Below are 25837 nucleotides of genomic sequence, written 5' to 3'. Positions count from 1 at the left end.
GAATGCATTTAAAAAGGGTGATTATTCATTTTCGTATATGGCGACCATATCAGTCTGATCAACTTCGCTCAGCTGAACCATCACTTTTTCAGCTTTTGAAGTCGGGATGTTTTTCCCGATATAGTCCGCTCTGATCGGCAGCTCCCGGTGCCCTCTGTCAACAAGCACGGCAAGCTGTATCGATGACGGCCGTCCGACATCAACGAGTGCATCCATCGCCGCTCTCACCGTCCGGCCGGTAAAAAGCACATCATCGACCACAATGACCTTTTGGTCTGTGATATCAGCCGGAATGTCCGCGCCTTTTACAAGCGGTTCCTCATTGCTCGTTTTTTTTGTGAGATCGTCACGGTAAAGGGTAATATCAATTTCTCCGACGGTGACCGGATTTCCTTCAATCTGTTCGATCCGTTCCGCCAGCCGCTTTGCTAAATAAATGCCTCTTGTTTTAATCCCTACAAGAATGCAGTCATTCATTCCTTTATTCCGTTCGATCATTTCATGGGCTATCCTTGTGAGCGCCCTTCTGATGGCCTGTTCGTCGAGAATAACAGCTTTTTGATTCACTCGTGACACCTCTCCATTCGTATATAAGAAGAAAAAACCCCTCCTGCCAGAGCATAGAGGGGTTCCTTTCCAGGACGAAGACACACACGTATCTCTTCTGTCCTTTCCGTTATCCTTCTCAGCCTCTCTGGACTGTGTTAAAGAATCTATTCAGCTTGTTTTTATTATTTCAGAAAAGAAAGTCGCTGTCAATGGCTATTTCTCAAATGTTCAATGAGTTTTTTCATATCTTCAGGAAGGGGCGCTTCAAACTCCATGTATTCGCCCGTCCGCGGATGATCAAAACCTAATATTCCGGCATGAAGCGCCTGACCGTTGAAATCAATGGTTTTTCTCGGTCCGTACTTCGGGTCGCCTGCCAAAGGAAACCCGATATATTTCATATGAACGCGGATTTGATGCGTTCTTCCGGTTTCAAGACGGCACTCTACGAGCGTGAAGTCCTGAAAACGCTCAAGCACGTGGAAATGCGTGACGGCGTTTTTGCTGCCTTCTCTTGTTACGGTCATGCTTTGACGGTCTTTCTTATCTCTTCCGATCGGAGCGTCAATCGTTCCGTCATCATGTGAAATCAACCCGTGCACAACCGCTGTGTACTTTCTCGTCACGGTTTTATTGACGAGCTGATTAACGAGTGATTCATGCGCCATATCGTTTTTGGCGACCATTAACAGGCCGGAGGTATCTTTATCAATACGATGGACGATTCCCGGGCGCATGACGCCGTTAATGCCTGAAAGATCATTGCAGTGAGCCATCAGTCCGTTTACGAGCGTCCCTGTCACATGGCCGGGCGCCGGATGTACGACCATGCCCCGCGGTTTGTTCACAACCAAGACGTCCTGATCCTCATAGTAAATATCCAGATCCATCGGCTCTGCAAGCACGTCCAGTTCTTCCGGTTCAGGAATGGTGACGGTTACCTGATCGCCGGGCTGCATTTTGTAGTTGGCTTTGACGGATTTGCCGTTAACGGTTACCAGTCCCTCTTTCACCCATTGCTGCACCTGAGTGCGTGACCAGTTTTCTCCTGCTGCGGCCAAAAATTTATCAATCCGTTCGCTTTTTTGTTCAGGCTGAACGGTTATCTCAAATTGATTCATGTTATTGCTCCTTCTTTTTCCCGCTGTCAAACAGCATATGAATAAATAAAAGTATGACGCCGACGCACAGTGAGGAGTCCGCGATATTAAAAATCGGATAGTGATAATTCACGATGATGACGTGAATAAAATCGACTACTTCCTGGCGTGCTGCCCGGTCGATAAAGTTTCCGGCTGCACCCCCCAGCATTAAGCCGAGAGAAATTCCGAGTAACATCTGCCCTTTTGCATAACGCTGTATGTAATAAACGATTCCGATAATCACGGCGATGGTAATGACGTAGAAAAACCACATTTGGCCGGCTAAAATTCCCCATGCCGCTCCCGTGTTGCGATGAGAGGTGATATAAAGCACCTGATCGATGACAGGTATGCTTTGTCCCAATTCCATATGGCTGACGACAAGCCATTTGGTTAATTGGTCGGCAATAATAATAAAAAGAGCGATAAGATAATAAAGCACACACGTTCCTCCAGTATACAGTTACTTTTATCCTTTATGAATTTTATCAGTAAAAGATGCCGGAGTAAAGGCAGATCATAAGGGCATGAAGACAGACGCTGTCACTCATACAGCGCCTGATCATATGCATAGTCTCCGGGTACCCAGTATGGAAGGGTTTTCTTTTCAAATTGAGCGGGATAATAAAAATCATCAGCGGTTCTGGCCGTCGGCAATACCGCAAGCTTGTCAATCGGAATGGGGTCGCCTGTTTTTTCACAATAACCGTACGTATTGTTTTCAAACTTAGACAGGGCAAGAAGAACATCCTGCAGTTCTTCTTTTATATGATAGATCAGAGTTGCTTCTTGGTCGTTCATTGAAGGTTCAACAGATGCTGACATTTGAAAGCAAGAATATTCGAATAATCTTGATTGAAGTTCTTCTTTCATCATGAGAAGCTCCGTGTGGATTGCGGTCAGTTGATCATTCATTCATCACAACTCCTGCTCTTGATTTATAGCTTTATTGTTGCCCCCAGAGCGCCATTTGAAGCCCATAAGATTTTTCCTATCGTTCTAATCGATGACATTAGTGGCATGTAAAAAAAAACGCCCGGCTGTCAGCCGGGCGCTTTCTCATTCATTAATTTTGATAATATTTTTCAACGATTTCCGCATTGCGCAGTGATAATGTCGGATACTTCGGATTGGCGCCGACATCTTTAGAAATCACGCGGGACCGCTCACACATCTGACCTTCCGCTTTTTCTACGGTCATTTTTCCTGTTGTGAAGCTTTGCGCGTTTTCCGGCGCTTCGCTTTCGTCTTTTACTGTCAGTTCCGAGACGATAAACAGCTGTGCGATATTTTCTTTAATGGATGACAAGAGGTCGCGGTTTTCTTTGTTCGGATACAAAGTCAGACTCGCTTCCAATGATCTTCCGATAATTTTTTCGTTACGGGCCATTTCCAAAGCTTTCAGCACGTCATTGCGAAGCTCCATGAAGCGGTCGAATTTTTCTTCTGTCGCTTGACTGTCCGGAACAGAGATGGTTTCCGGCATATCTGTAAGCTGCACGCTCGCTTCTTCAACAAATGATAAGTGAGACCACATTTCATCCGCCGTATGAGGGAGAATCGGCGCAGTCAGCTTCACTAACGCCAGCAGCGTTTCATAAAAGACGGTCTGCATGCTGCGGCGGTCCGGATGATCCGCATGCTCGATGTACACGACATCTTTTGCGAAATCAAGATAGAAAGAGCTGAGCTCGATCGTACAGAAATTATGAATGCTGTGATAAACAACCGCAAATTCGTATTCATCGTACGCTTTTTTCACTTTATCGATCAGCTTATTCAGCTTGATCAGCATATATTGATCCACTTCACGAAGATCTTTTACATCAACGGCATTGACGCTTGGATCGAAATCGAACAGGTTGCCGTGAAGGAAACGGAACGTGTTGCGGACTTTCCGGTATACTTCCGCGACCTGCTTCAGAATATCTTCAGAAACCGGGTGATCGGCCTGATAGTTTACGGAAGAAACCCATAAACGCAGAATTTCAGCTCCAAGCTGTTTTGCGATTTTTGTCGGCTCAATCGTATTGCCGAGTGATTTACTCATTTTACGGCCGTTTGCATCAAGTGTAAATCCATGGCTTAATACGCCTTTATACGGCGCTTTGCCGGTGACTGCAACGGCGGTTGAAAGAGATGAGTTAAACCAGCCACGGTATTGGTCAGAGCCTTCAAGGTATAAATCAGCCGGGCGGACGAGATCATCACGTTCCTCAAGAACGGCCTGATGAGAAGAACCTGAATCAAACCATACATCCATAATGTCTTGCTCTTTCGTGAAGATTCCGTTCGGACTTCCCGGATGTGTAAATCCTTCCGGCAGAAGGTCTTTTGCCTCTCTTTCAAACCAGACGTTTGAGCCGTGCTGTTTGAACAGCTCAGAAACGTGTTCAATCGTTTCGTCGGTGATGATCGGCTCACCGTTTTCAGCATAAAATACCGGGATCGGAACGCCCCAGACACGCTGTCTTGAAATACACCAGTCGCCGCGGTCACGCACCATGTTGTAAAGGCGCTGTTCGCCCCACTCCGGCACCCACTTCGTTTGTTTGATGGCATCAAGCAGCTCCGGTCTGAAATCTTTAATTGACGCAAACCATTGCGCTGTCGCTCTGAAGATAGTCGGTTTTTTTGTTCTCCAGTCATGCGGATAAGAGTGTGTAATAAACTCGAGCTTTAAGAGCGCGCCGTTTTCTTCAAGCTTCTCCGTGATCGGTTTATTGGCTTTATCGTAAAACATTCCTTCAAAGCCCGGCGCTTCGTCGGTCATGTTGCCTTTTTCATCGACAGGGCAAAGTACTTCTAAGCCGTACTTTTGGCCGACGATAAAGTCATCTTCCCCGTGCCCCGGAGCCGTATGAACACAGCCTGTTCCGGCATCGGTTGTGACGTGGTCACCGAGCATGACGAGTGAATCTCTGCCGTACAGCGGATGTTCTGCAGTGATGTATTCTAACTCTCTGCCTTTATACGATGCGACAACTTCAGGATTTTCAAAGCCGCATGCCTCCGCTACGCTTTCGATTAATTCAGCCGCTACTACATAACGCTTGTCTCCAACCTTGATGACATTGTATTCAAGATCAGGATGAACGGAAATTCCGAGGTTGGCAGGCATTGTCCACGGCGTCGTCGTCCAGATAATAAAGCTTTCTCCGTTCTCGAGAACACCTTTACCGTCTTTCACCTTAAATGCAACATAAATGGATGCCGAACGTTTGTCCTGATATTCAATTTCCGCTTCTGCTAAGGCAGATTCACTTGAAGGCGACCAGTTGACTGGCTTCAGGCCTTTATAAATATAGCCTCTTTTCGCCATTTCGCCGAAAACGCGGATCTGCTGCGCTTCAAATTCAGGCTGAAGCGTAACATAAGGGTTTTCCCAATCGCCTCTTACGCCGAGACGCTTGAATTGTTCGCGCTGTCTTTCGATCTGCTGCCATGCATATTCTTCGCAAAGCTTGCGGAAATCGGCTACGGACATTTCTTTCCGGTTCACTTTTTTGTTTTTTGTCAGTGCCGTTTCAATCGGCAGACCGTGCGTGTCCCATCCCGGCACATACGGTGCGTTGTAGCCGCTCATTGATTTATAGCGGACGATAAAATCTTTCAGGATTTTATTCAGGGCATGACCCATGTGGATGTCTCCGTTTGCATAAGGAGGTCCGTCATGCAGTACGAATTTCGGGCGGTCTTTCGTCCGTTCTTGAACAAGACGGTAAATATCCTGCTCCTCCCATTCTTTCTGCATGTCCGGCTCACGGTTCGGCAGATTTCCGCGCATCGGAAAATCTGTTTTCGGCATTAACAGCGTATCTTTGTAATCCATTTTCATTCCTCCACAACATTTTTCAGAAAATAAAAAAAGCCCTCTCATCCCATAAGGGACGAGAAAGCTTATCTCGCGGTACCACCCTTTTAGAAAAAACGGATCATCCGTCTTTTCCTCTCGAACATCGTAACGTGATGGAACGTCCTTTCCTACTCTCGGTTCAGAAAGGAAACTAAAGGGCTGATCTGCATGATTCCGGCCATCCCGGGCTTTCACCTTCCCCGGTTCGCTTTATGGCCTGCTTTGAGTCACGCCGGTCCCTTTCATCGTCTTTTCATCTGAATTTATGAACGTATTATATTCGAACGGGCCGGAGAATGTCAAGAAAATCTGAAAATTATTCTTTTTCCTCAAATACCGCGTCGACTTCGTATTCTAACAGATGATCCCAATCATCGTTTTTCAGCAGGTCGAGCTGCGCCTCAATCAGCATTTGGAAACGCGTTCTGAACACTTTAGACTGTTTTTTCAGCTCTTCAATTTCCATTGCGATTTTTCTTGATTTAGAAAGCGACTCATTGATGATTCGATCAGCATTTTTTTCTGCTTCACGGACGATCAGCTTCGCCTCTTTCTGCGAATTGCGCTTTACGTCTTCTGCCGCTTCTTGAGCTACGAGAATTGACTTATTCAGCGTTTCTTCAATATTGGCAAAGTGGCCGATTTTTTCATCCAGCTCGTTCACTTTCGCCTCAAGCTCCGTTTTTTTACGGAGTGCGATTTCGTAATCTTTTCTGACCTGCATTAAAAATTCATTTACTTCATCTTCATCATATCCGCGAAAACCTTTTGTAAACGTTTTGTTATGGATATCATTCGGTGTTAATGGCATATTGCCACCTCCATTTTTACATTTCAGTACGGTTATCTAGTTCACATTATAAAACAAATACGGCCATAGATGGAGAAAAAATCTGAAAAAACGACTCATTTTTGCCGTTCGAATGTGACTTTCCATTTGTCTTTTTTCGTTTTTCCGTCTACTTTTGTCAAACTGCATCGTCCGAAGCCCCGAATCGAGAGCATGTCCCCTTCAGCAACCTGATAGGACGGATCCTCAACGGCTTTCCAATTCACCTTAACGAGCCCGTTCTTCACAAGGGTCTGCGCTTTCTGCCGGGATTGCCTGCTCATTGAAGCGCAGACGGCGTCGAGGCGCAATGAAGAAACCGTGTCATCCCTTATTTCGACATCTGAAGCGGGAATGTGAAGGGCTGAAAGTGCGATTTTCTCAAGCTTTACCGGCGCTTTGCCCGCTTTGGTCAGCTGAGTGCCGACAAAATCAGCGATTTCACCGGAAACGATAAGCTGCACGGCTTCCTCTGAGAAAATCAGGTCGCCGTATTTCTGCCGCTTTAACCCGATCCCCATTAATGATCCGAGAAGAGAGCGGTGATCGATGCTGACGAATTTTTCAGCGTATTGAACGTCAAAGGCCTGAAGCTCAAAATCATCTTGTCCAGGTTCCATATATTCAGGGTATAAAATCGCGCGTTTGCGCTCAGCTCTGTCATATCCCCCGAAAAAGGCAAGACCGCACGCATCGCCGATGACGGCTTTTACAATCACCTGTTCCCGCGGATCTAAGAAATCGGTCAGCTTCATCCGATATTGGTCCAGGACAATCTCTTTCCATTCAAGCGCCTGGTCGATAAAAGGCCGCTCGTCGTGTCTGAAGTGCTGGTAAATATCGCTCATGTTCTTTCCTTTCTATGTAAAGAGGCTTGGCTGGTGCCAAGCCCGTATCAAACTGTCGCATTCAAGTATACATTGCGATCATGCGGTATAGGCCCCAAAGTCCCGTCGTGGCAAACCGAAGCACGATAATCGCTACAATCGGGGATATATCCAGCATGGCAATGGGCGGAATGATCCTTCTGAACGGCTCTAAATACGGTTCGCAAATCGATGCGAGAAACCGTCCGACCGCCGTTTCTCTCGTACTCGGCACCCATGACATAAAGATGTAGATAATCAGGGCAAACGAGTAGATGTAAATTAAATAACTCAGAACGGAAAAAATTTGATAAAGAATCATCCTGCTTTACCACCTCTGATGTTCGTCTTCATTTATAAGCTCCGAAATCGTGCCGGAAACATCGACATTATCAGGCGTGCACAGAAAAATATCCGAACCGATTCTTTGAATGTCGCCGCCGATGGCATAGACGGTTCCGCTTAAAAAGTCGACGATTCTTTTCGCCTGATCATGCTGGATGCGCTGAAGATTGACGACAACCGCCCGCCTGTTCTTTAAATGATCGGCGATTTCCTGCGCTTCCGCATATACACGCGGTTCACTCAACACCACTTTAGAGGATTTCTGAACACTTTGCAAGCTTACTACGTTCTGTTTGCCCGCAGGCTTCTGAGCGTAGGCATTCTGTTTATCTTTCTGCTGTTCATGCTCTTCCGGACGATCCTGCTCCGTTTCAATGTATTCGTATTCGTACTCCTCCTCATCCATCGAGAAAAAGTTTTTCAGTTTATTTTTCATGCTCATTTGTTTACACCCCCCGTTTCATTTCCGACTAATGAAGAGCCGATTCTGATAAAAGTAGCGCCCTCTTCAACAGCGATTTCATAATCATTTGACATGCCCATTGACAGTTCCCGGCACGGTGCGTTTGTCTGGTTCAGCTCCTGCACCTGGTCCCTCAGATCACGCAATTGCCGGAAACAGGCTCTGATCGTTTCTGTATCGTCTGTCAGGGGAGCCATCGTCATCAGGCCCTCTACAGAAATGTTTCTAAACTCAGAAAGCTCTCTGATAAAGGGGATGACCTCCTCTGTTTTCAAACCGTGCTTAGACGGCTCAAGCGAAGTATTCACCTGCACAAAACAGCGAACCGCATGCTGCGCCCGTTTTTCAATTTCTTTAGCCAATGACAGTCTGTCTAAGGAATGTATATAAGATACACGGTCAACGACGGTCTTCACCTTTCTGGACTGAAGACTGCCGATAAAGTGCCACACGGGGCTGCCTTTAATGACATCCTGCTTACGGATAAGCTCGGCATCCCGGTTTTCTCCCAGACTTGTAATACCGGCATCCACGGCCTCTTGAGCCCTTTCGGCTGATACGTATTTTGTAACCGCGATGACAGTTACATCTTCGGGGCTTCGGCCCGATCTGTTACATGCTTCGTTTATTCTTTCGTTTATATGTCGTAATTGATCAGCAACACGCAAGATAACTTAAGCCTCCTTCATTCCGATAAAGGACATCATGCGTCCCGTTTTTCCTTTGTCGCGGCGATGTGAAAAGAATAGTTCACGCTCTTGTTCGGTGCATAAACCGCTGACTGAAATGTTTTCTTCCGGAATGCCGCAATGTATCAGAAGAAGGCGGTTGACCTCTTTTAAATCAAGCTGATACCGGCCTTTTTCCGTTTCGCGGATGGCGGATTCTGCGGAAAACGGCAGCGCCCGGACTTCATTGATGACGCGGTCGTCGACGGTATAGCTGTCCGCGCTGATGGACGGACCGATGACGGCCTGAATATCTGTTAAGCGGGAGCCTTCTTCGGTTACCCAGCGTTCCGTCATGATGCGCCCGATTTGTCTGACCGTCCCCTTCCATCCGGCATGGGCAGCGCCGATCATGGATTTCACCGGGTCATAAAAATACAAAGGCACACAGTCTGCAAAACACAGGGCCAAAAAAAGATCCGTATCTTTCGTATAGAGCCCGTCCGTCCCGCGGAATGCGGAGGAATAGTCTCTCGCCCCTTTTCCTTTATCTCCCGCTGTCACGCATCGGATGCGGTTTTCATGTGTCTGATCGGCGAATACCCAGGAATCCAGATCAGTACCGCATAAGGACGCTATGATTTCACGGTTTTTCACAACATCATGAGCTTCGTCCCGGACGTGCAATCCGGTATTTAATGACTCATACGGAGGATTGCTGACACCGCCGTTTTTCGTTGTGAATCCGGCGATGACCTTTGTGTTATGCTGATTCACACGGTTCCAGTCTTCTATCATGAGTGCCGAGGGGGTGGTAAAACTAAACGGGTGATATGTATTCATGAAGATCCAACCTTTCGACAAACATTAAAAAGCGAATTTCCCACTCATTTTAACACAATTTTAAGCATACGTTTAGCGGCTGATTGAAAAATGAGATAAATAAATGTGCCGGAAACATTGAGATTTCCGGCTTTTTACAAGTAAAGGGAGGTTTATGCTCCCCCCTTTGGTTCGTTTACACGCACTAAGATGACATCTTCCCCAATTTTAACTATATTTCGCCAAGGAATGATCATTTCCTCTTCTTTTCCGAAAAAACCGAGAACTTTTCCGCTGCCGCCTAAAATAATCGCCTGAATTTTTCCCGTTGTCACGTTAATATCAATATCACCGATGCTTCCGAGTTTTTTTCCGTTCGACACGTTTACTACATCTTTTATTTGAAATTCAGATATGCTGATCATTTGTATCACGCCCTTTGCCCGTTCTTTTTCCTATTATATGAGCGGCCGGGCTGAACCTTGTCACATCGGGCAATCTTTTTTGCGGCTGCACCAGGTGTGGATAAATCTCAGCATGATTTTCGTATAGTCCATCAGCTCATCGACGGATACTTCTTCGTTTACGGAATGGGCGTTTTTTAAATCGCCGGGGCCGTATATGACGCTCGGAATCCCGGCATGATAAAGCCATCCTCCGTCTGTTACGGTTTGGGAAACATCAATGACGGGCTCCTGTTGTTTGACGGCTGAGTGCGATTCCGCCAGAACAGAAACGGCCGGATGGTCCGGGTCGATTTCCAGCGCCGGGAACACCTCTCCTCTGTCTTCAATCATGGAAGATCCGCCCCATTTGAACACCGGCCTGTTTTCCCTGAGCCACAGATCACCGTCAGAGACACGATTGATATAGTCTTCGATTTCTGCAGCAGCTTGTTCGTGCGTTTCGTTCGGGTAAAAGTGGACGGTAATCCATAATCGGCATTCATCGGCGACAAACGCTGCGTGCCTTCCCCCTTCAATAACGGCGGGGTTGATCGTATTGGTGCCTGGCGCAAAGCCGGGATAGCTTTTCGTTACCGCCCAGTGGCGTTCCAGCTCTCCCAAGGCAGTGATGATTTTCGCCATTTTTTCGATTGCGCTCGCTCCGAATGTGCCTCCGCCCGCATGAATCATATTGCGCCTCATGCCGTCATGAAATGTTTGTTTGCTTTTCAATTCTATCCAGCCGGTGATGACTCCGCCCTGCCCTTGAATATGCAGGCTGCTCGTATCCGCGACAACCGCAAAATCCGCGTGATAGCCGCGTTTGCAGCATTCCAGCGTCCCCGCCTCGCCGACTTCTTCTCCGATCACAGACTGTACAATGAGGTCGCCCGCAAGCTCAATGCCTGCATCATGTATCAGCTTCAGAGAAAATAGAACACACGCCAATCCGCCTTTCATATCAGCGGCGCCTCTTCCGATCAGCATGCCGGCTTTAACGAGCGGCTGAAACGGGTCAGAGTCCCAGTCTTCATCCCTGACTTCGGCTACGTCAATGTGTCCGTTTAAAATCAGGCTTTGATGCCCGCTTGAATCTGTCCCTTTTAAAACACCGACTACGTTCGGGTCTTCCGGGTACACATCCCACATATCGACCGAGCAGCCCATTTCTTTTAAAAATCCGGCCACCCACTTCTGAGCTTCTGCTGTATTTCTTGCAGGCGGAGCCGGTGTCGGAAAGGCAATCAACCTTTCAGCAATATGTATTAAATCGTCCCGCCGTTTATCCGCCTGCTGCAGCAGCATGTCAAGCTGGTTCATTGAACATCTCTCCTTTTGCTGTATTAAAAAAACCCGTTTCATCAAATGAAACGGGTAAAAACGGATTTTCCTCCGCTTTTTTTCACCGCTTCCCTCCGCCGGCATGATCCGGATCAGGTCCGTAAGGGTTGAGACCAACGTCTCTCTCAGCTGCATGTAAGCAGCACCCCCAGGGTGAATTGATTTTATTTGACGGATGATGCCGCTTTTGCACGCGTTAAAAATGGACGGCCGTTGTTCCATAAGACATTGACAGGCATATCGAAAAATGCTGTAAGCCGCTCGTCAGAAAGCATGTCCTTGATTTTCCCGGCAGCGAACACCTCGCCTTGTTTTAAAAGCAGCGCCTGATCAAATACCGGCAGAATTTCTTCAGCATGATGAGTGACATAAAGGATGGACGGCGAATTTTCTTTTTCAGCGATCGACGTTATCGTGTCCAGCAGCTGCTCTCTTGCCATAAAATCGAGACCCGTCACGGGCTCATCCAAAATCAGCAGTTCCGGATCAGCCATAAGCGCCCGCGCAATCAGCGCTCTTTGCCTTTCCCCCTGAGATAACGTTTCATACCGTCTGTCCGCGAAACTAATGGCGCCTAAATCCTTCAGAAGACCGATCGCTTTTTCCCTCACTTGTTCACTCGGTGTTTCATAAAGCCCGATTGAAGCGTACGCGCCGCTGAGGGCGATTTCAAAAGCGGAATCCGCGGCATATAATTTGTGCTGCAGACCCGCTGAAACAAGACCGATTTTTTTTCTGAGCCTGTCACCGAGCTCTGTTTTGCCGAATTGATGGCCGAGCACCTGCATCTCTCCTGTAGTGGGAAAGTAATAAGAACATAACATATTCAGCAAGGCTGTTTTTCCGGCTCCGTTCAGTCCGAACAGCACCCAATTTTCGTTTTTCTCAACGCGCCAGTTGATATCTTTCAAAATCCATTGGCCGTTTCTTTTTAATGACACATTGTCCAGCTGTAAAATCATTGCAGTTCCCCCGTTTATTTGTTTCAATTTTCTTAAAACTTTTACACATTAGAATACATCACTTTTTCGCAAACGTAAACCGGCGCACGAAAAAAGCCTTTAAAACAATGTTTAAAGGCTTTCTCCGTTATTGATGGATATTCTTATTCATTTGTTTAATGGCTGCCTTTTCAAGCCTTGAGACCTGAGCTTGGGATATGCCGATTTCTTCTGCGACTTCCATTTGGGTTTTCCCCTGGAAAAAGCGCTTTCGCAAAATCATTTTTTCCCGTTCGTTCAGTCTTCTCATGCCTTCTTTCAGAGCGAGCTCCTCAATCCATTGTGTATCCTTATTGCGCTCATCGCTGATCTGGTCCATCACGTAAATCGGATCGCCGCCGTCATTATAAATCGGCTCAAACAGTGATACCGGATCTTGGATGGCGTCAAGGGCAAACACAATTTCTTCATGGGGCACTTCAAGAACTTTGGCGATTTCCTCTGCTGTCGGCTCCCTGCTTGTCTCACTGATTAACCGCTCCCTTACTTGAAGCGCTTTATATGCGATATCGCGAAGCGACCTCGAGACGCGGATCGGATTGTTATCCCGCAAATATCTGCGGATTTCTCCGATAATCATCGGTACAGCGTATGTTGAAAACTTAACATTATGGCTTAGGTCAAAATTATCAATGGATTTCATTAGTCCGATGCAGCCGACCTGAAATAAGTCATCAACATACTCTCCTCTATTGTTAAACCTCTGAATGACGCTTAAGACAAGGCGCAGATTGCCGTTTACAAGCTTTTCCCTCGCTGAATCATCGCCCTCATCCTGCAATTGCTTAAACAGCTTTCTCATCTCTTCATTCTTGAGCACCGGTAATTTGGAGGTATCCACCCCGCAAATTTCGACTTTATTTCTTGACACGTTTTTCCCTCCCACTAGGAGCTGCTGTACAACGTTAAGTATCTCCTCGGGTGGGAAAAATATGCACCGCTATTTTACAGAAATAAACATCCGGCGCCGGCAATCCTTGCAGCAGTAAGGACCGTCAGATGGAAAAAATTTTACACCATTTTGTTAAACTCTTTTCTCAGTCTTTTAATAATCCGCTTTTCGAGCCGGGAGATATAAGATTGTGAAATCCCCATCATGTCGGCTACATCTTTTTGTGTTTTTTCTTCTTCACCGACAAGCCCGAATCGCAGTTCCATGATCTGCTTTTCTCTATCATTTAATTGCTCAAGCGCTTTTTTCAAAAGTTTTTTATCCACATTGGCTTCAATGTCTTTTGTAATAATATCATCATCTGTGCCGAGCACATCCGAAAGCAGCAGTTCATTTCCGTCCCAATCAATGTTCAGCGGTTCATCAAAGGACACCTCTGAACGGATTTTATTGTTTCGGCGCAAGTACATTAAAATTTCGTTTTCAATACATCGCGACGCGTAGGTTGCGAGTTTGATTTTCTTTTCCGGATTAAAAGTATTTACCGCTTTGATCAAACCGATTGTGCCGATGCTGATTAAGTCCTCGATATTGATGCCGGTGTTTTCGAATTTGCGGGCAATGTAAACGACAAGGCGTAAGTTTCTCTCAATCAGGATGGCCCGCGCCGCCTGATCCCCGCTCGGCAGCTTTAATAAGAGCACCTGCTCCTCTTCTTTAGACAAAGGCGGCGGCAGCGCTTCGCTTCCTCCTATGTAATATACTTCATCACTTTTCAGTCCGAGTTTCATCAGCCATTTATACCACAAATATGTCAGACGCAGCTTAAGTTTTTTCATCTTCCTCCCCCTTCTAAATACAATGCATTTTGAGTATGATGAATAACAGACTTTTCGTCAGGATACATGCTTCACAGCCTTCCCGGTCAGCATCTTCGGGTGAACGATTCCGTCAAATTCACCGTCCGCTGATAATTGTTTCGCGCTGATGCCGATCAGGCATTTTTCACATGCAATCATCTCGTCTTTCGTTATAATCGTGACGTAATCCGGCTTTAAACAGAGTAAAAATTGATTGTCCTGGCCGACGCCCCTGTATGGAATGAGCCTCAGCTTATCCGCATGACGGAACGAATCATCAAGCTGCTCTATCACTTCAAGCGGACTGGCAGATTTGATGATGTCCGTTTCCTTTTCACTGAGAATCGGAGCGAATTTGTCAATGTGAAGGATCATGACCGGCGTTTTTGTCAGCGGGTCATACAGCTGATTCCCGGAATCCACCAGGCCTTTTGCGCGGATTGTCTGTCCGCTGAATTCTGCCTGAACCATGACAAGTTCATCGTACTGAATGGACTTCGTCTCGATGTCTTCGATTCTCTTTTTCGAAAAAAACCATACGGCCGGAAATCCGATGACAACAAATATCCAGCTGATCGGATCGCCGAAGCCGGTCTGGCTCGTAACCATGGCGCCGTGTTTTACAATTGATTCTGTCTGCAGCAGGGAATGTACGCCGATCATTCCCCCGCCGACGAGAAAGGTCGCGAAATAAAAGGCGAACAAATTTTGAAAAAAGTACCGAAACCGTTTAAAGCCAAAAGCCGTAAGCACGATGACAACTGAAAATGCCATTTTTCCCGCCGGATGCTCCACAAAGGGAGAAACAGGCGTAAACATCAGAAGCACAATGGCTGATCCGATGAAACCGCCGGCGGCCACTCTTCTTTTTTTTACCTGGCGTTTTAAAATAAAGGCGGTTAATAAAAGCAAAAGAGAATCAAAACAAAAGTTCAACAGCCAAATGACATCCAGATAGATTTTCACATCTGACCCCTTTCCTCTTTTGTCTTACATATCTGTTTCTCTCTCTTGTTTCATAAGTATAAAGCAAGCTCTGTGGGAAAGTCTGTCAATTAATGTTGAGGGGAAAGTACAATTTTTAAGGGATAACCGTTTTATTTGTCGAGGATCGAAGAGATTGATTTCCTATTGACCGTCTCAGCCAAAAAAGCGCTGCCGTGTCCCGGCAGCGCTCTGTTTTACTCATTGATATAAAGTTTTCCTTTTGCTGTCTGTCTCGTTTCATTTCCATAGTCATCTCTTGCAATAACGTCAATTTTTGCTCCGCTTGCTTTGATGGAAGAAGTCGCCGTCCAGTAACCCTCATATCGTCCCGGAGAAATTTCTCTCAGCGGAAGCTCCGTCGCGTTTTGGGTCCCTGCCCGGGCGTTTGTCAGAGGCATACGGATCACGAATGAGGCGTCTAATTTCTTCCCGCTTGAAAAAGCGATTTTCACTGATTCTCCGGCTTTTAATTCTTTATCCGCTCCGGGAACCAATCCGGAGATGACGGGAGCGTGATAATTGACATCAATCACCGTCTTTTTCGTTGTTTTGTTACCCGCTTCGTCTGAGGCCGTGACTTTGATTTCGTTGCTGCCGTTTTCCAGGAGGATTCTTGCTTGATAAGAGCCGTCACTCAACTCGGCCTTTTTGCCGTTCACCTTCACCCATTTTAAATGGGCGTCGTAAGCTTTTCCTTTTACAGTCACCGCTTCTTTATTTGTTTTATCTCCGTTTGCCGGACTGTCAATCGTCACATCCGGCTTATCCTGATCGAGTATGACCGTGACAGGGCGTGACTCATCGGTTGATCCCTTGTCCGTCACAGATGCCGCCGTCAGCCGATTGGCATCTTTACGCAGCGTAACATCAGCCTGGAAATGGCCGTCTGCATCCGCTTTCGTTTCAGCGGCGGTTTTACCGTTATTGGTCAGGCGGACTGCGGTTCTTGGCGAAGCCGTTCCTTTCACCGTGATTGACTTCTTGTTTGTAAATGACCGGTCATCAGGCGACGTGATCTCAGGCACGGAAGCTTCGTAGTCGACTAAAGCCCTGATCATAAAATTTCCGTCTGATTTATCGGCTTTTGACCAGCTGCCGTCGAGGTATTGCCAGTTTCTGTTCGAATACGGACTGCCGTCGTCAGATGACAGGGCAGGTGAATAAGGATCGGGTTTCGTCTGGCGGAGCACAAGATAAAAATCCTTTCCGACCTCGATTCCTTTTGAGCTGAGATCCACTTTGGTCCATTCTCCGTTTCGAAGCGCTTCAGCTTGGAACGGGCCGGCAATTTTGCTGCCCGGGCTCCCGTCAGGGCCGGATGCATCATATACTTCTGCTTGAAATTCGGTACCGCCCGGATCAGGCCAGTCCGCGCCCCAAAATTTAAAGAGGCCTCCTGTCAGCATACCGTGTTCTTTTCCGTCTTTAAGCGTCATCTTAACGGCAGATTTGCTGCCTGCCTTAAAATAGGACAGTCCGGCTTCTTCAGTCCCGTTATCATAGGCAATTTCCCCTTCATAGCCGATATACGGCTTAAGCTTGGCGTTTTTTTCAGCATCCCCTTTGATGTCAACAGAAAATTCGCTGTTGTAAAAGCCTTTTGCGGCTACTTTAATGGTGTATGAGCCTTCGTACGCCCGAAGCGAATATTCCCCTTTATCATTTGTCACCGCAGGCTCAATTGCAGCGTCCTCCACTACATAAAGCGCGGCCCCTTCCACCGGTTCGCCTGTCGACTGATTGGTGATGGTTCCTTTTAGCGTGCCGGACGGCATTTGCTCCAGTGTAAAGTCTGCCTGTGCGGTTTTGTCCGCTTGAACAGAAACTTGTTTTGCAGCGGGTTTAAATCCGTATGCCTCGGCTTTCAGCGTATAGTTTCCCGCTTTATGAGACAGGCTGTAGCTTCCGGTTGCGGGGTCGGAATACACGGATTTCCCCGTCTCGGCGACACTGATTTGCGCTCTGAGCGGCAGGAGATTCGTTTCACGTTTCACCGGTTTTCCGGATGATTTCACCGCCGGTTTGGCCAGTTTCGGACTGACGGCTTTTTTCTTCAGATGGCCGGGCGGTGTTTGTCTATTGTGTTTACTTTTTTTGGCCGCCTTGCCGAGAGGACTGCTTGAAAGCCGGACGTCATCAATATACCATCCGTCTTCATTGAGTACTTCGTCTGACTGCATATTAAACATAAGCTTTATATTTTGGCCTTTATACGCGGATAAGTCTGCTTCTTCATCATTCCACCCTGCGGAGTCACCATTGTAAACAGCTGCCTGCTCCCAATTCGATTTTCCTTCCGGCAGAACGAACACGTACCCGTAATCAAAAAATTCTTCAAGCTTGTGCCAGCTTTTAAATTGCAAAAACATCCGTCCTGAATCCGGAACCTGGATCGGAGGCATCACTAAATTCATATTGGCCGAATCGGCATACGGTCCGGACAGATTCGTCGCATACACTTTATCTCCGGAAAATGCAGCGCCGGGGCCTGAACTCGGAATCCCCCATTCCCATTGGTCATGTGTCCCGTAACTGGACCAGCCGGCCGGCTGTGATTCAAAATCTTCTTTGTACCCCGCCGTAATGCTCGGTTTTACGTCAGCCCGGTACGTATCAGATTCTGCAGAATGACCCCCGAAATCTTTTATTATCCATTTATAACTTACCGTGCTGCCCGTTACGTGCGGAATTTCTGCCTGGTAGAGTCCCTTTTTTTCATCACCGCTTTTTTGAACGGCGGCGATCGTTTTCCACTCTCCTTTATCAAATTGATAGGAAAGTAACACCTCAGTTACGCTTACATCGTCTTCTGCTGTAACCGTTAACGGCAGATTTGCCCCTTTGTAAGCTACTTGGACGGGTTCATGATGCCAGCTGGGCGGATTGTGATCTTCGCCCGCAGAAGATACTTTGCCTTCTACGCTTCCGATTCCGTCTGTGACAGCAGAAACGGCGTCAAAAGCATTGACTAAACCGTGGCCGTAGCCGTTATTCGGTGATTCCGGAAAAACGGAGTCTGTCAGCTTTTCAGCGGTGCGCGTCAAAACGTCTTCCATTTCATCAACCGTAATAGAAGCGTTTGCCTGCCTTAACAAAGCCGCCGTCGCCGCCACATGCGGCCCGGCCATTGAAGTTCCGTTCCAGCCGCCTTCATATGTCCCCCCAGGAATAGAGGAACGGATATTCACTCCCGGAGCCGAAATATCCGGCTTAGTTTCATGATACGGTGAGGGGCCTTGAAGGGAGAAATCAGCAAGTTTCTTGTCGATGTCAGTCGCGCCTGTCGCAAATGCTTCCGGATAATTGGCCGGATTTGCGATTGAACCAGGTCCTCCCGGTGTAAATAAGTCTTCATTTCCCGCAGAGAATTCCGGAAAAATCTCGGCTGCTCTCCATGCATTCACCATATCGCGGTACCACTCGTCCATTCCTGAACCGCCTGCCCAGGAATTATTGACAACATCCGGCGCCATCTCGGGATGCGGAGTGCCGTTTTTATCTTTTGGCGCGAGCACCCACTCACCGGCATCCAAAATATCGGCATCGGTTCCTCCGTCATCTGAAAATGCTTTTACTGCGATCCATTTCGCGCCCGGAGCGACACCGATTTGATTTGAGCCGTCAGGTTCTGAACCTGTCATGGTGCCTGTTACATGAGTGCCGTGTTCAAGATCATCGTAGGGCGTGTCTTTTTTAGACACGGCATCATACCAGTTCATTTCATGGTTCGGCGCTGCGGGATTTTCAGGATCGTGCCCCCGGTATTTTTCCTTAAGCGCCGGGTGATCCCACTGAACCCCTGTATCAATCGAGGCGACAACCGTACCGGTGCCGTCGTATCCTGAGGCCCAGGCCTTCGGCGCATCAATTTGGCTGATGTTCCATTCAACGCCTCCCTTTGCCTTGATCTCTTTTTGTTTTTTCTTCAATTGAAAAGGAGCTTTTGATTGAGTAAGCTGACGCTTTTCATTCGGGAGAACTTTTTCTACTTCAGGAAATGAGGCAACTTTCTCCATCACCTCTTTCGAAGCCGTGACTGCCATTCCGTTGACAATATAATAGGAATGGATGCGCTCCGCCTTGCCTTTCTTTTTTTGTTTTTCCAAATATGTTTTTATATTCTGCTGTGCATTATGAGCCGCTACTTTTAAAGAAGAGATGACCGCTGACCGCTTTTGATATTCTGTTTTTGCTGCGGAAAGCGATTGGGACTTGGCGTTTTTCTCTGCTTCTTTAACCGCTTTTTTCGTATCGGCTTTCTCTTTAAATTTGATGAGAAATGTGACTTTATCATTTTTCTCAAAACGCTTCTTGACTGAATCGGAAATCTTATGCTGAATGCTCTTAGAGGAAGAAAGATCTTTGGTGGCAGAAACTGTTCCCGGTGTGGTCTCCGCTGCGGCTGCACCCGGAAACAGCAGTGAACTGACGACAATCGCGCTTAAAACGGAGCCTGTCCATCTGTTTCTCATTTTTTTCTTCAATCGTATCCCCCCTTATTTGGAAACGCAATATAAATTTGTATTCCTCCCCTCTCAATTGGAATGGTTTGTCATTTCGATGCTGTACGTTAAATGTAGACAATCTTCCATTCAGATATTGTCACATTCTGTCAGAAATCCGGACGAAACTAGAAAACAATCAATTGGTCATAGGTATAAAGTTTCTATTTTCATTGTATAGATCATGAGGATAGGCAGGAAGACTGAGCGAAAAAAGAAAAAGGACAAAACCATGTGGTTTTGTCCTTTTTGCATCAGCCGCGTTTGTTGCGGTTTCTTAAAAATGTAGGAATATCAAGGGCATCATCCGCCGGCTGTGAAGTATGGCGGTTTACCGTGTTTTGATGCTGTGTTTCTTCTCGTTTCGGCTCACGTTTCGCAGCAGGCTGGCTTTGAGACTTCAAGCCTTGGTTTAAAGTCGGGCGCTGCGGTTTTGAATCGTCTTTCTCCTGTTCGATAAAACCGGTCGCGATGACGGTAACGACGATTTCATCTTTCAGATTTTCATTGATAACTGAACCGAAAATCATATTCACATCAGGATCAGACGCAGAAGCGACGATATCGGCTGCTTCCTGCACTTCGTAGAGGCTCAGATTTGTACCTCCCGTAATGTTCATTAAAACACCTTGCGCTCCGTCAATTGCCGCTTCAAGAAGCGGGCTGGAGATGGCCTTTTTAGCGGCTTCGGCAGCACGGCTTTCGCCTGTAGCGATCCCGATACCCATCAATGCTGAACCTTTGTTGGACATGATGGTTTTTACATCGGCAAAATCCAAGTTGATTAAACCGGGCGTCGCGATAAGGTCTGAGATACCTTGCACCCCTTGGCGAAGCACGTTATCAGCTTCACGGAATGCTTCAAGCATCGGTGTGTTTTTATCGACAATTTCTAAAATCCGGTCATTCGGAATAACGATCAGCGTGTCAACGGCTTCTTTCATCGCCGTGATACCGCCTGCAGCCTGCAGCTGGCGTTTTCGTCCTTCGAATGTAAACGGTCTTGTTACGACTCCGACAGTCAAAGCGCCTAAGTCTTTTGCGATTTGCGCAATAACCGGTGCGGCTCCCGTTCCGGTACCGCCTCCCATTCCGGCTGTAACGAACACCATGTCAGCGCCTTTTAACGCTTCTTCGATTTGTTCTTTACTTTCTTCAGCGGCTTTTTTGCCGACTTCCGGATTTGCTCCCGCTCCGAGACCGCGGGTCAGCTTTTCTCCGATCTGCATTTTCACTTCTGCTTTTGACAGGTTAAGAGCTTGCGCGTCCGTATTTACCGCGATGTACTCTACACCCTGTACTTCGTTTTCAATCATTCGGTTGACCGCGTTATTACCGCCGCCTCCTACTCCGATTACTTTAATTGATGCTAAGCCGTCTATGTTTGTTTCGAAATCCAACATGCTAAATCCTCCTAATCTGCCGAATGACTATCAATCTATTCCCAAAACATGCTTAATAGTTTTTTCATTTTGCTCGGTTTGTTGTGTTCGGCTTGTGTTTTTTGTTTTGCTTTTGGACGCTGCTGCGCCTCAGGCCGCTGATGATGTTCTTCTTCGTGAGAGACCGCGATTTCCTGCACGGCTTCTTCCGGCATATGAAAGCCTATTTTTCTTCCCTGAATTCTGGCATTTCGGCAGGCAAATTGTATCAAGCCGACACCCGTCATATATTGAGGGTCTCTTACACCGATATAATTCGGGCTTGCGACCCTAACATTGTGCCTCAGCACTTCCTGTGCCAATGAAAGCACGCCGGGCATTGCGGCCTGTCCGCCGGTCAGCACAAAGCCGCCGGGCAGATCTGTAATTCCCATATGCTCAATTTCGGCTGCGGCAATCTCAAGAATCTCTTCCACTCTTGCTTCAATAATATTGGCAATTTCCTGCTGTGTAAAAGATTGCTTTTGATTCGTTCCTATGACGGTGACTTCAAATACTTCATCTTCTGAAGCCTCATCGTAGAATGCATGTCCGAATTGTTTTTTTACTCTTTCAGCCTCTTCGGTGGAAGTGCGCAATCCGATCGATACATCTTTCGTGATGTTTTCGCCTCCGAGCGGAATGACGGCTGTCTCCTTCAGGTGCCCCTGTTCAAATACCGCCACCGTCGTCGAGCCGCCGCCGATATCAATCATGGCGACTCCGAGGTTTTTTTCGTCTTTTGACAAAGCCGCTGAACCGGCCGCAAGCGGCTGCAGGCAGATATCAGTAATTTCAACGCCCGCTCTTTCCACACAGCGAAGTAAATTATGTAAGATCGTTTTGGAGCCGGTAATCAGCGTGCCTTCTACTTCCAGGCGCACGCCGAGCATTTTTTTCGGATCGGTAATTTCGTCTCTTCCGTCAACGATAAACTGTTTCGGAACAACGTCAACGATCAGCTGCTCGTGCGGAACTGACACGACCTGTGCCGCTTCCATTACCCTGCGGACGTCTTCAACGTGAATTTCTTTGTTTTCACTGGAAACAGCGACAACGCCGTTCGTATCTTGAATATGAATATAATTTCCATTAACGCCGACAATGGCTTTTTTCAGCGGAAAACCTACCATTCTTTCAGCTTGGTCAAACGCTTTTCTTATAGAATGAACGGTTTCATCTATATCAACGATTGAGCCTTTTTTCAACCCTTCAGACGGTACATTTCCCACTCCGATAATGTTAAGGGAATCATCTGTCATTTCTCCGACGATCACTTTTGTATTGGACGTACCGATGTCAAGACTGACGTAAAGTTCATTGTTGTTCATTCTATGGCACCTCCTCACATTTCGATCAAATTCTATTCTATTATTTGCGGAACAACAATACAATGGATGTGGCTTTACAAGTGTGTAACAAAAACAACAGCATCAACAAATTTTCATCTGATTTCTCACAATTTATGTTTAATGAAACTATTCGTTATATTCTATGTATATCCTCTTTTATATCGCATTTTTTTTATTTTTTTTAGAGATGGCCCACCTTACCGTAAGATTTCTTGTCAAGGGGTCATCCTGTGCAATCCAGATGCAAATATACCCGCTTTCCATTAGTCTACACTAAGATGAACCTTCAGAAAAGCGATAGATATTGCCAGAAACATCCGAAAAAAGAAGAAACAGGAGGAAAATTCCAAATGCAATGATCACTGAAGAAGACACGCCCATTGCATTAAGAATTTTCCGCTTGTCCGGCAGCCGGATCCCCGGCAAAAAACAAACATAGTCATAACTATTCCGCTATCGGTTATATCGGCTGCCATGCTGATTGTAACAGTCCCTTTTGAATCACCTTAAAATTAGTTCTTTAGAACTATTGATCAGTTTCTTTTTTCTTGCCGGATTTACCTTTTTTAAATTCTTCAAAATATGTAGCGACTTCTAAGTGGATAATTCCCTTTTTTCCGCCGTCCAGCTGAGAAACGATAGAAGGATAGGTCTTCATCCGGGCGGCAAACGTTTTAATCGAAGCGGTCACCACATATCCGTCGTTCATATACAGCTTAATCCGGTCCTGATCCATTTTTACCGGCGTGTAGTAGATTTCAGAAATCGACTGCTTTAACGAACCTGAAAGCTTATCAAGCTGATCTGCCATTTTGACCCGCTTTTTCGCGTTTGTCCAGTCTACCAAAATCGGACCCGCGTCATCGGGCGTGACTTCATTCGGCAGCACGGTGCCGTTCTCCAGCACTTCATAATACACATCATTCCGCTGCAGATACGCGATAGTCTTATATTCTTCAATGTGAATTCTGACTTTGTTAGGAAATGCTTTTGAAAGCTCCGCCTTTTTCACCAGCTTATTCTGCTCAATCTTTTCTTCTGTTTTTTTCTTGTTCAGACTCCAGAACTCGGTCTGTCCGTTATGTATATCAGAAAGCGCGCTGATCTCTTTTACAGGCACGTTTTCGTTTCCGGAAACGGTGACAGAAGAGACTTTGCTGATCGGCATCTGCAAATACACGATGATTAAAACCATCATAAAAAAGAGCACAATGAATGAAATCAGCCGGCGGTTTGCTTTTTGTTTCCGCTGCTCTTTGATTTTCGGAATCCGTTCTTCAATATTTACGATTTTTTCTCTTTCATGATTCGGGTTCACTGCCTGTCCACCTCGCTAAGAATGAAACAGCTTGACATTCGTCTGATTGAAAAACAAACGGCATGCTGTGATGCCGTTTGACATTTGTTAAAAGTATATCACATGAGCTCACGGAAATCAGAGAACCTTTTAGCGATTCCCGCCGATGATTTCAACTTCTGTATGCATGTCAACATCATACTGCTCACGGATGGTCTTTTTCACATACTCAATCAGGTCAAGGACGTCCTTAGCAGTCGCCCCGCCGGCATTGACGATAAAATTCCCGTGCATTTCGGACACTTTCGCTCCGCCGATCTGATATCCTTTTAATCCCGCTTTTTCAACGAGGTTTCCGGCATGATCCGGCAGCGGATTTCTGAATATGCTTCCGGCGCAGGGGCTTGAGTACGGCTGAGTATTTTTTCTGTAATCTTTGTTTTGCTGCATTTGCGCCGTGATGGCTTCCCGTTCCTTTTGCTCAAGCTTTAGAACTGCCTCAAGACACACGCCGGGACGTTTTTTCTGCAATACAGACGTTCTGTAGCTGAAGTCCATCTCTTCGTTCGTCAGCCATTCGATCGTGCCGTCTTCAAATAAGATACGGGCTTTCACAAGAATCTCACTCATATCAGATCCATGCGCCCCCGCATTCATATAGACGGCTCCGCCGATTGATCCTGGAATGCCTGCTGCAAATTCGAGTCCGGACATTCCTTTTTTACTCATCGAAGTCGCAAGACGGACGACTGAATAACCGCCTCCGACTGTCACCTGATCGCCGTTAATCTCCAAATGATCGAGACCCGCTCCCAGCTTAATAACAACTCCTCTTATGCCTTCATCAAGCACGAGCAGATTTGAACCGCGGCCGATAACCGTCCATGGCAAGTCATGTTTCTTCACAATATCCATAATATCTTTGACCGCTTCCACACGGTTGGGGATGATTAAAATGTCCGCCGGACCGCCGATTTTCATCGTTGTATGATTCGCGAGCGGTTCTTGTTCCAGCACTTTGCCGACTTCGCGGTCTCTTAATTCCTGAATTACGTTCTCCATCGTAAACCTCCGCATTCCATTTGCTCTATTTTTTAATGTCTTCCATGATACTGTACAGTCTGGCTGCCGCATCGGGAACACCGAGTGATTTTGTCCGCTCACTCATGTCTTTTAACGTTTCGTCATTCATTACGATTTTGTCCAGCGCAGCGATCAGTTTTTCTCCGCTGAGCTCGGTTTCTTTCAGTACGATTGCAGCGTCATGCTGGCTGAGCGCCTTCGCATTGACTTCCTGGTGATTGGCTGTCACGTACGGGCTCGGAATGAGCACACTCGGAATGCCGAGTGCGGTGATTTCCGCAATCGTTGTCGCCCCGGCTCTGGCCACAATGACATCAATTGATTTTAAGTACTCCGGCATTTGGTGCAAAAACGGTTTTGTCACCATATTATCAGCGGCTTTTCCGCCTTTCAGCTCAGCCGTTACCTTCTCATAATGCACTTCCCCGGTAATATAAAGCACTTGGTAAGGTCTCGTTTTCAATTCTTCCTGCATATCAATAACGGCACGGTTAATAGGAGCCGCACCTCTGCTTCCGCCGAAAATGAGCACCGTTTTTTGATCTTCTTTCAGCCCGAATTCAGTTAACGAGCGGCCTGTCTTAATTGAGACGACTTCAGAGGCTCTCGGGTTTCCCGTAAAAACAACTTTTTCAGCAGGAAAATGCGATTTTGCCTCTTCAAAGCAAATCGCCACCTTATTAACATATTTCGAGAGAAACTTATTCGTGATGCCCGGAAGGCTGTTTTGCTCATGAATGATCGTCGGAATTCCCATTTTTGCCGCCGCGTATACAACTGGACCGCATACATAGCCGCCTGTGCCGATAACGGCATCTGGTTTAAATTCTTTTAAATACGATTTGCTTTTCTTCACGCCTTTTAAGAAACGCATGACGGTTTTTACATTTTCAAAAGAAAGTTTTCGTTTGAAACCTGTAATTTCAATGGCACGAAACGGGATATTTTCCCTTTCAACAATTTTTTTCTCAAGACCGTTCTCTGTTCCGATATATAAAAATTCCACGTCCGGGTGCCGGCGCTGAACTTCTTTAATAAAGGCCAAAGCCGGATAAATATGTCCTCCGGTTCCGCCCCCGCTTACTGCAATACGCATTCGTATGTCCCCCTTAATC

Annotated in this window: 23 protein-coding genes, 1 riboswitch and 1 other annotated feature; all 23 genes read right to left on the bottom strand. The window is 46.7% G+C overall.

Features of this window, described 5'->3' with window-relative positions; genetic code table 11:
* Positions 1–21 precede the first annotated feature (21 nt).
* Complete coding sequence (gene pyrR / locus AD710_RS15450; RefSeq protein ID WP_049628436.1) at positions 22–567, bottom strand: bifunctional pyr operon transcriptional regulator/uracil phosphoribosyltransferase PyrR; 546 nt, start codon at positions 565–567, stop codon at positions 22–24.
* A 188-nt stretch (positions 568–755) separates the two neighbouring features.
* On the bottom strand, positions 756–1670 hold the full coding sequence (locus AD710_RS15445; protein WP_016936188.1) for an RluA family pseudouridine synthase: 915 nt from the start codon (positions 1668–1670) through the stop codon (positions 756–758).
* A gap of 1 nt (position 1671) precedes the next feature.
* The gene (lspA, locus tag AD710_RS15440; RefSeq protein WP_016936189.1) at positions 1672–2133 is read right to left on the bottom strand and encodes a signal peptidase II; all 462 of its coding nucleotides are present in this window, start codon (positions 2131–2133) and stop codon (positions 1672–1674) included.
* 101 nt (positions 2134–2234) lie between these two features.
* Positions 2235–2606, bottom strand: a complete 372-nt coding sequence (locus AD710_RS15435; RefSeq protein WP_049628435.1) for a TraR/DksA family transcriptional regulator — start codon at positions 2604–2606, stop codon at positions 2235–2237.
* Positions 2607–2757: 151 nt separating this feature from the next.
* A complete protein-coding gene (ileS, locus tag AD710_RS15430) occupies positions 2758–5523 on the bottom strand; it encodes an isoleucine--tRNA ligase (RefSeq protein ID WP_016936191.1) in 2766 nt (921 codons plus the stop codon).
* Positions 5524–5574: 51 nt separating this feature from the next.
* Positions 5575–5802, bottom strand: a binding site (T-box leader).
* Between the two features lie 61 nt (positions 5803–5863).
* Entirely contained in the window at positions 5864–6358 is a 495-nt protein-coding gene (divIVA, locus tag AD710_RS15425) for a septum site-determining protein DivIVA (protein WP_003154406.1), read from the bottom strand.
* 95 nt (positions 6359–6453) lie between these two features.
* Positions 6454–7224, bottom strand: coding sequence for a YlmH family RNA-binding protein (locus AD710_RS15420; RefSeq protein WP_049628434.1), 771 nt, complete (start codon positions 7222–7224; stop codon positions 6454–6456).
* A gap of 61 nt (positions 7225–7285) precedes the next feature.
* Positions 7286–7564: a YggT family protein gene (locus AD710_RS15415; protein WP_016936193.1), complete on the bottom strand. Its 279-nt coding sequence runs from the start codon at positions 7562–7564 to the stop codon at positions 7286–7288.
* Between the two features lie 6 nt (positions 7565–7570).
* Positions 7571–8029 carry a cell division protein SepF gene (gene sepF, locus AD710_RS15410; RefSeq protein WP_045926086.1) on the bottom strand — a complete coding sequence of 153 codons (459 nt, stop codon included), beginning with the start codon at positions 8027–8029 and terminating at the stop codon, positions 7571–7573.
* The gene (locus AD710_RS15405; RefSeq protein ID WP_049628433.1) at positions 8026–8718 is read right to left on the bottom strand and encodes a YggS family pyridoxal phosphate-dependent enzyme; all 693 of its coding nucleotides are present in this window, start codon (positions 8716–8718) and stop codon (positions 8026–8028) included. Before AD710_RS15405 ends, sepF begins: the two co-directional genes overlap by 4 nt.
* A 6-nt stretch (positions 8719–8724) precedes the next feature.
* A complete protein-coding gene (pgeF, locus tag AD710_RS15400) occupies positions 8725–9561 on the bottom strand; it encodes a peptidoglycan editing factor PgeF (protein WP_049628432.1) in 837 nt (278 codons plus the stop codon).
* Positions 9562–9713: 152 nt separating this feature from the next.
* Complete coding sequence (locus tag AD710_RS15395; RefSeq protein WP_003154415.1) at positions 9714–9965, bottom strand: YlmC/YmxH family sporulation protein; 252 nt, start codon at positions 9963–9965, stop codon at positions 9714–9716.
* 60 nt (positions 9966–10025) lie between these two features.
* Positions 10026–11306, bottom strand: coding sequence for an acetylornithine deacetylase (locus AD710_RS15390; protein ID WP_049628830.1), 1281 nt, complete (start codon positions 11304–11306; stop codon positions 10026–10028).
* A gap of 73 nt (positions 11307–11379) precedes the next feature.
* A riboswitch (TPP riboswitch) is annotated at positions 11380–11487 on the bottom strand.
* Between the two features lie 4 nt (positions 11488–11491).
* Positions 11492–12289 (bottom strand): ABC transporter ATP-binding protein, encoded by a 798-nt coding sequence (locus AD710_RS15385; protein ID WP_049628431.1) that lies wholly within the window; start codon positions 12287–12289, stop codon positions 11492–11494.
* Between the two features lie 127 nt (positions 12290–12416).
* The gene (sigG, locus tag AD710_RS15380) at positions 12417–13199 is read right to left on the bottom strand and encodes an RNA polymerase sporulation sigma factor SigG (RefSeq protein WP_013352181.1); all 783 of its coding nucleotides are present in this window, start codon (positions 13197–13199) and stop codon (positions 12417–12419) included.
* Between the two features lie 140 nt (positions 13200–13339).
* Positions 13340–14059, bottom strand: a complete 720-nt coding sequence (gene sigE, locus AD710_RS15375) for an RNA polymerase sporulation sigma factor SigE (protein ID WP_016936200.1) — start codon at positions 14057–14059, stop codon at positions 13340–13342.
* A gap of 57 nt (positions 14060–14116) precedes the next feature.
* Positions 14117–15046: a sigma-E processing peptidase SpoIIGA gene (spoIIGA, locus tag AD710_RS15370; protein WP_016936201.1), complete on the bottom strand. Its 930-nt coding sequence runs from the start codon at positions 15044–15046 to the stop codon at positions 14117–14119.
* A 215-nt stretch (positions 15047–15261) separates the two neighbouring features.
* Positions 15262–19551 carry a S8 family peptidase gene (locus AD710_RS15365; protein WP_049628430.1) on the bottom strand — a complete coding sequence of 1430 codons (4290 nt, stop codon included), beginning with the start codon at positions 19549–19551 and terminating at the stop codon, positions 15262–15264.
* A gap of 272 nt (positions 19552–19823) precedes the next feature.
* On the bottom strand, positions 19824–20972 hold the full coding sequence (gene ftsZ / locus AD710_RS15360; protein ID WP_013352177.1) for a cell division protein FtsZ: 1149 nt from the start codon (positions 20970–20972) through the stop codon (positions 19824–19826).
* A gap of 35 nt (positions 20973–21007) precedes the next feature.
* Positions 21008–22321, bottom strand: coding sequence for a cell division protein FtsA (gene ftsA / locus AD710_RS15355; protein ID WP_003154425.1), 1314 nt, complete (start codon positions 22319–22321; stop codon positions 21008–21010).
* A 547-nt stretch (positions 22322–22868) separates the two neighbouring features.
* Positions 22869–23660, bottom strand: coding sequence for a cell division protein FtsQ/DivIB (locus AD710_RS15350; protein ID WP_047475117.1), 792 nt, complete (start codon positions 23658–23660; stop codon positions 22869–22871).
* Positions 23661–23789: 129 nt separating this feature from the next.
* Positions 23790–24701, bottom strand: a complete 912-nt coding sequence (gene murB / locus AD710_RS15345) for a UDP-N-acetylmuramate dehydrogenase (protein ID WP_049628429.1) — start codon at positions 24699–24701, stop codon at positions 23790–23792.
* A 25-nt stretch (positions 24702–24726) separates the two neighbouring features.
* Positions 24727–25818 (bottom strand): undecaprenyldiphospho-muramoylpentapeptide beta-N-acetylglucosaminyltransferase, encoded by a 1092-nt coding sequence (gene murG, locus AD710_RS15340; RefSeq protein ID WP_016936207.1) that lies wholly within the window; start codon positions 25816–25818, stop codon positions 24727–24729.
* Positions 25819–25837 lie beyond the last annotated feature (19 nt).

The sequence above is a fragment of the Bacillus sp. JFL15 genome, from assembly GCF_001184225.1.
GTDB classification, from domain to species: Bacteria; Bacillota; Bacilli; order Bacillales; family Bacillaceae; genus Bacillus; species Bacillus siamensis.
This window is presented reverse-complemented; position numbering and strand designations above follow the sequence as displayed.

What these genes read in the sequence shown, in the direction of transcription:
- AD710_RS15445 (WP_016936188.1), bottom strand. Translation starts at nt 1,670, where the DNA reads ATGAATCAATTTGAGATAACCGTTCAGCCTGAACAAAAAAGCGAACGG.
- AD710_RS15435 (WP_049628435.1), bottom strand. Translation starts at nt 2,606, where the DNA reads ATGAATGATCAACTGACCGCAATCCACACGGAGCTTCTCATGATGAAA.
- ileS (WP_016936191.1), bottom strand. Translation starts at nt 5,523, where the DNA reads ATGGATTACAAAGATACGCTGTTAATGCCGAAAACAGATTTTCCGATG.
- divIVA (WP_003154406.1), bottom strand. Translation starts at nt 6,358, where the DNA reads ATGCCATTAACACCGAATGATATCCATAACAAAACGTTTACAAAAGGT.
- AD710_RS15420 (WP_049628434.1), bottom strand. Translation starts at nt 7,224, where the DNA reads ATGAGCGATATTTACCAGCACTTCAGACACGACGAGCGGCCTTTTATC.
- AD710_RS15415 (WP_016936193.1), bottom strand. Translation starts at nt 7,564, where the DNA reads ATGATTCTTTATCAAATTTTTTCCGTTCTGAGTTATTTAATTTACATC.
- sepF (WP_045926086.1), bottom strand. Translation starts at nt 8,029, where the DNA reads ATGAGCATGAAAAATAAACTGAAAAACTTTTTCTCGATGGATGAGGAG.
- pgeF (WP_049628432.1), bottom strand. Translation starts at nt 9,561, where the DNA reads ATGAATACATATCACCCGTTTAGTTTTACCACCCCCTCGGCACTCATG.
- AD710_RS15395 (WP_003154415.1), bottom strand. Translation starts at nt 9,965, where the DNA reads ATGATCAGCATATCTGAATTTCAAATAAAAGATGTAGTAAACGTGTCG.
- AD710_RS15390 (WP_049628830.1), bottom strand. Translation starts at nt 11,306, where the DNA reads ATGAACCAGCTTGACATGCTGCTGCAGCAGGCGGATAAACGGCGGGAC.
- AD710_RS15385 (WP_049628431.1), bottom strand. Translation starts at nt 12,289, where the DNA reads ATGATTTTACAGCTGGACAATGTGTCATTAAAAAGAAACGGCCAATGG.
- sigE (WP_016936200.1), bottom strand. Translation starts at nt 14,059, where the DNA reads ATGAAAAAACTTAAGCTGCGTCTGACATATTTGTGGTATAAATGGCTG.
- ftsZ (WP_013352177.1), bottom strand. Translation starts at nt 20,972, where the DNA reads ATGTTGGATTTCGAAACAAACATAGACGGCTTAGCATCAATTAAAGTA.
- ftsA (WP_003154425.1), bottom strand. Translation starts at nt 22,321, where the DNA reads ATGAACAACAATGAACTTTACGTCAGTCTTGACATCGGTACGTCCAAT.
- murB (WP_049628429.1), bottom strand. Translation starts at nt 24,701, where the DNA reads ATGGAGAACGTAATTCAGGAATTAAGAGACCGCGAAGTCGGCAAAGTG.
- murG (WP_016936207.1), bottom strand. Translation starts at nt 25,818, where the DNA reads ATGCGTATTGCAGTAAGCGGGGGCGGAACCGGAGGACATATTTATCCG.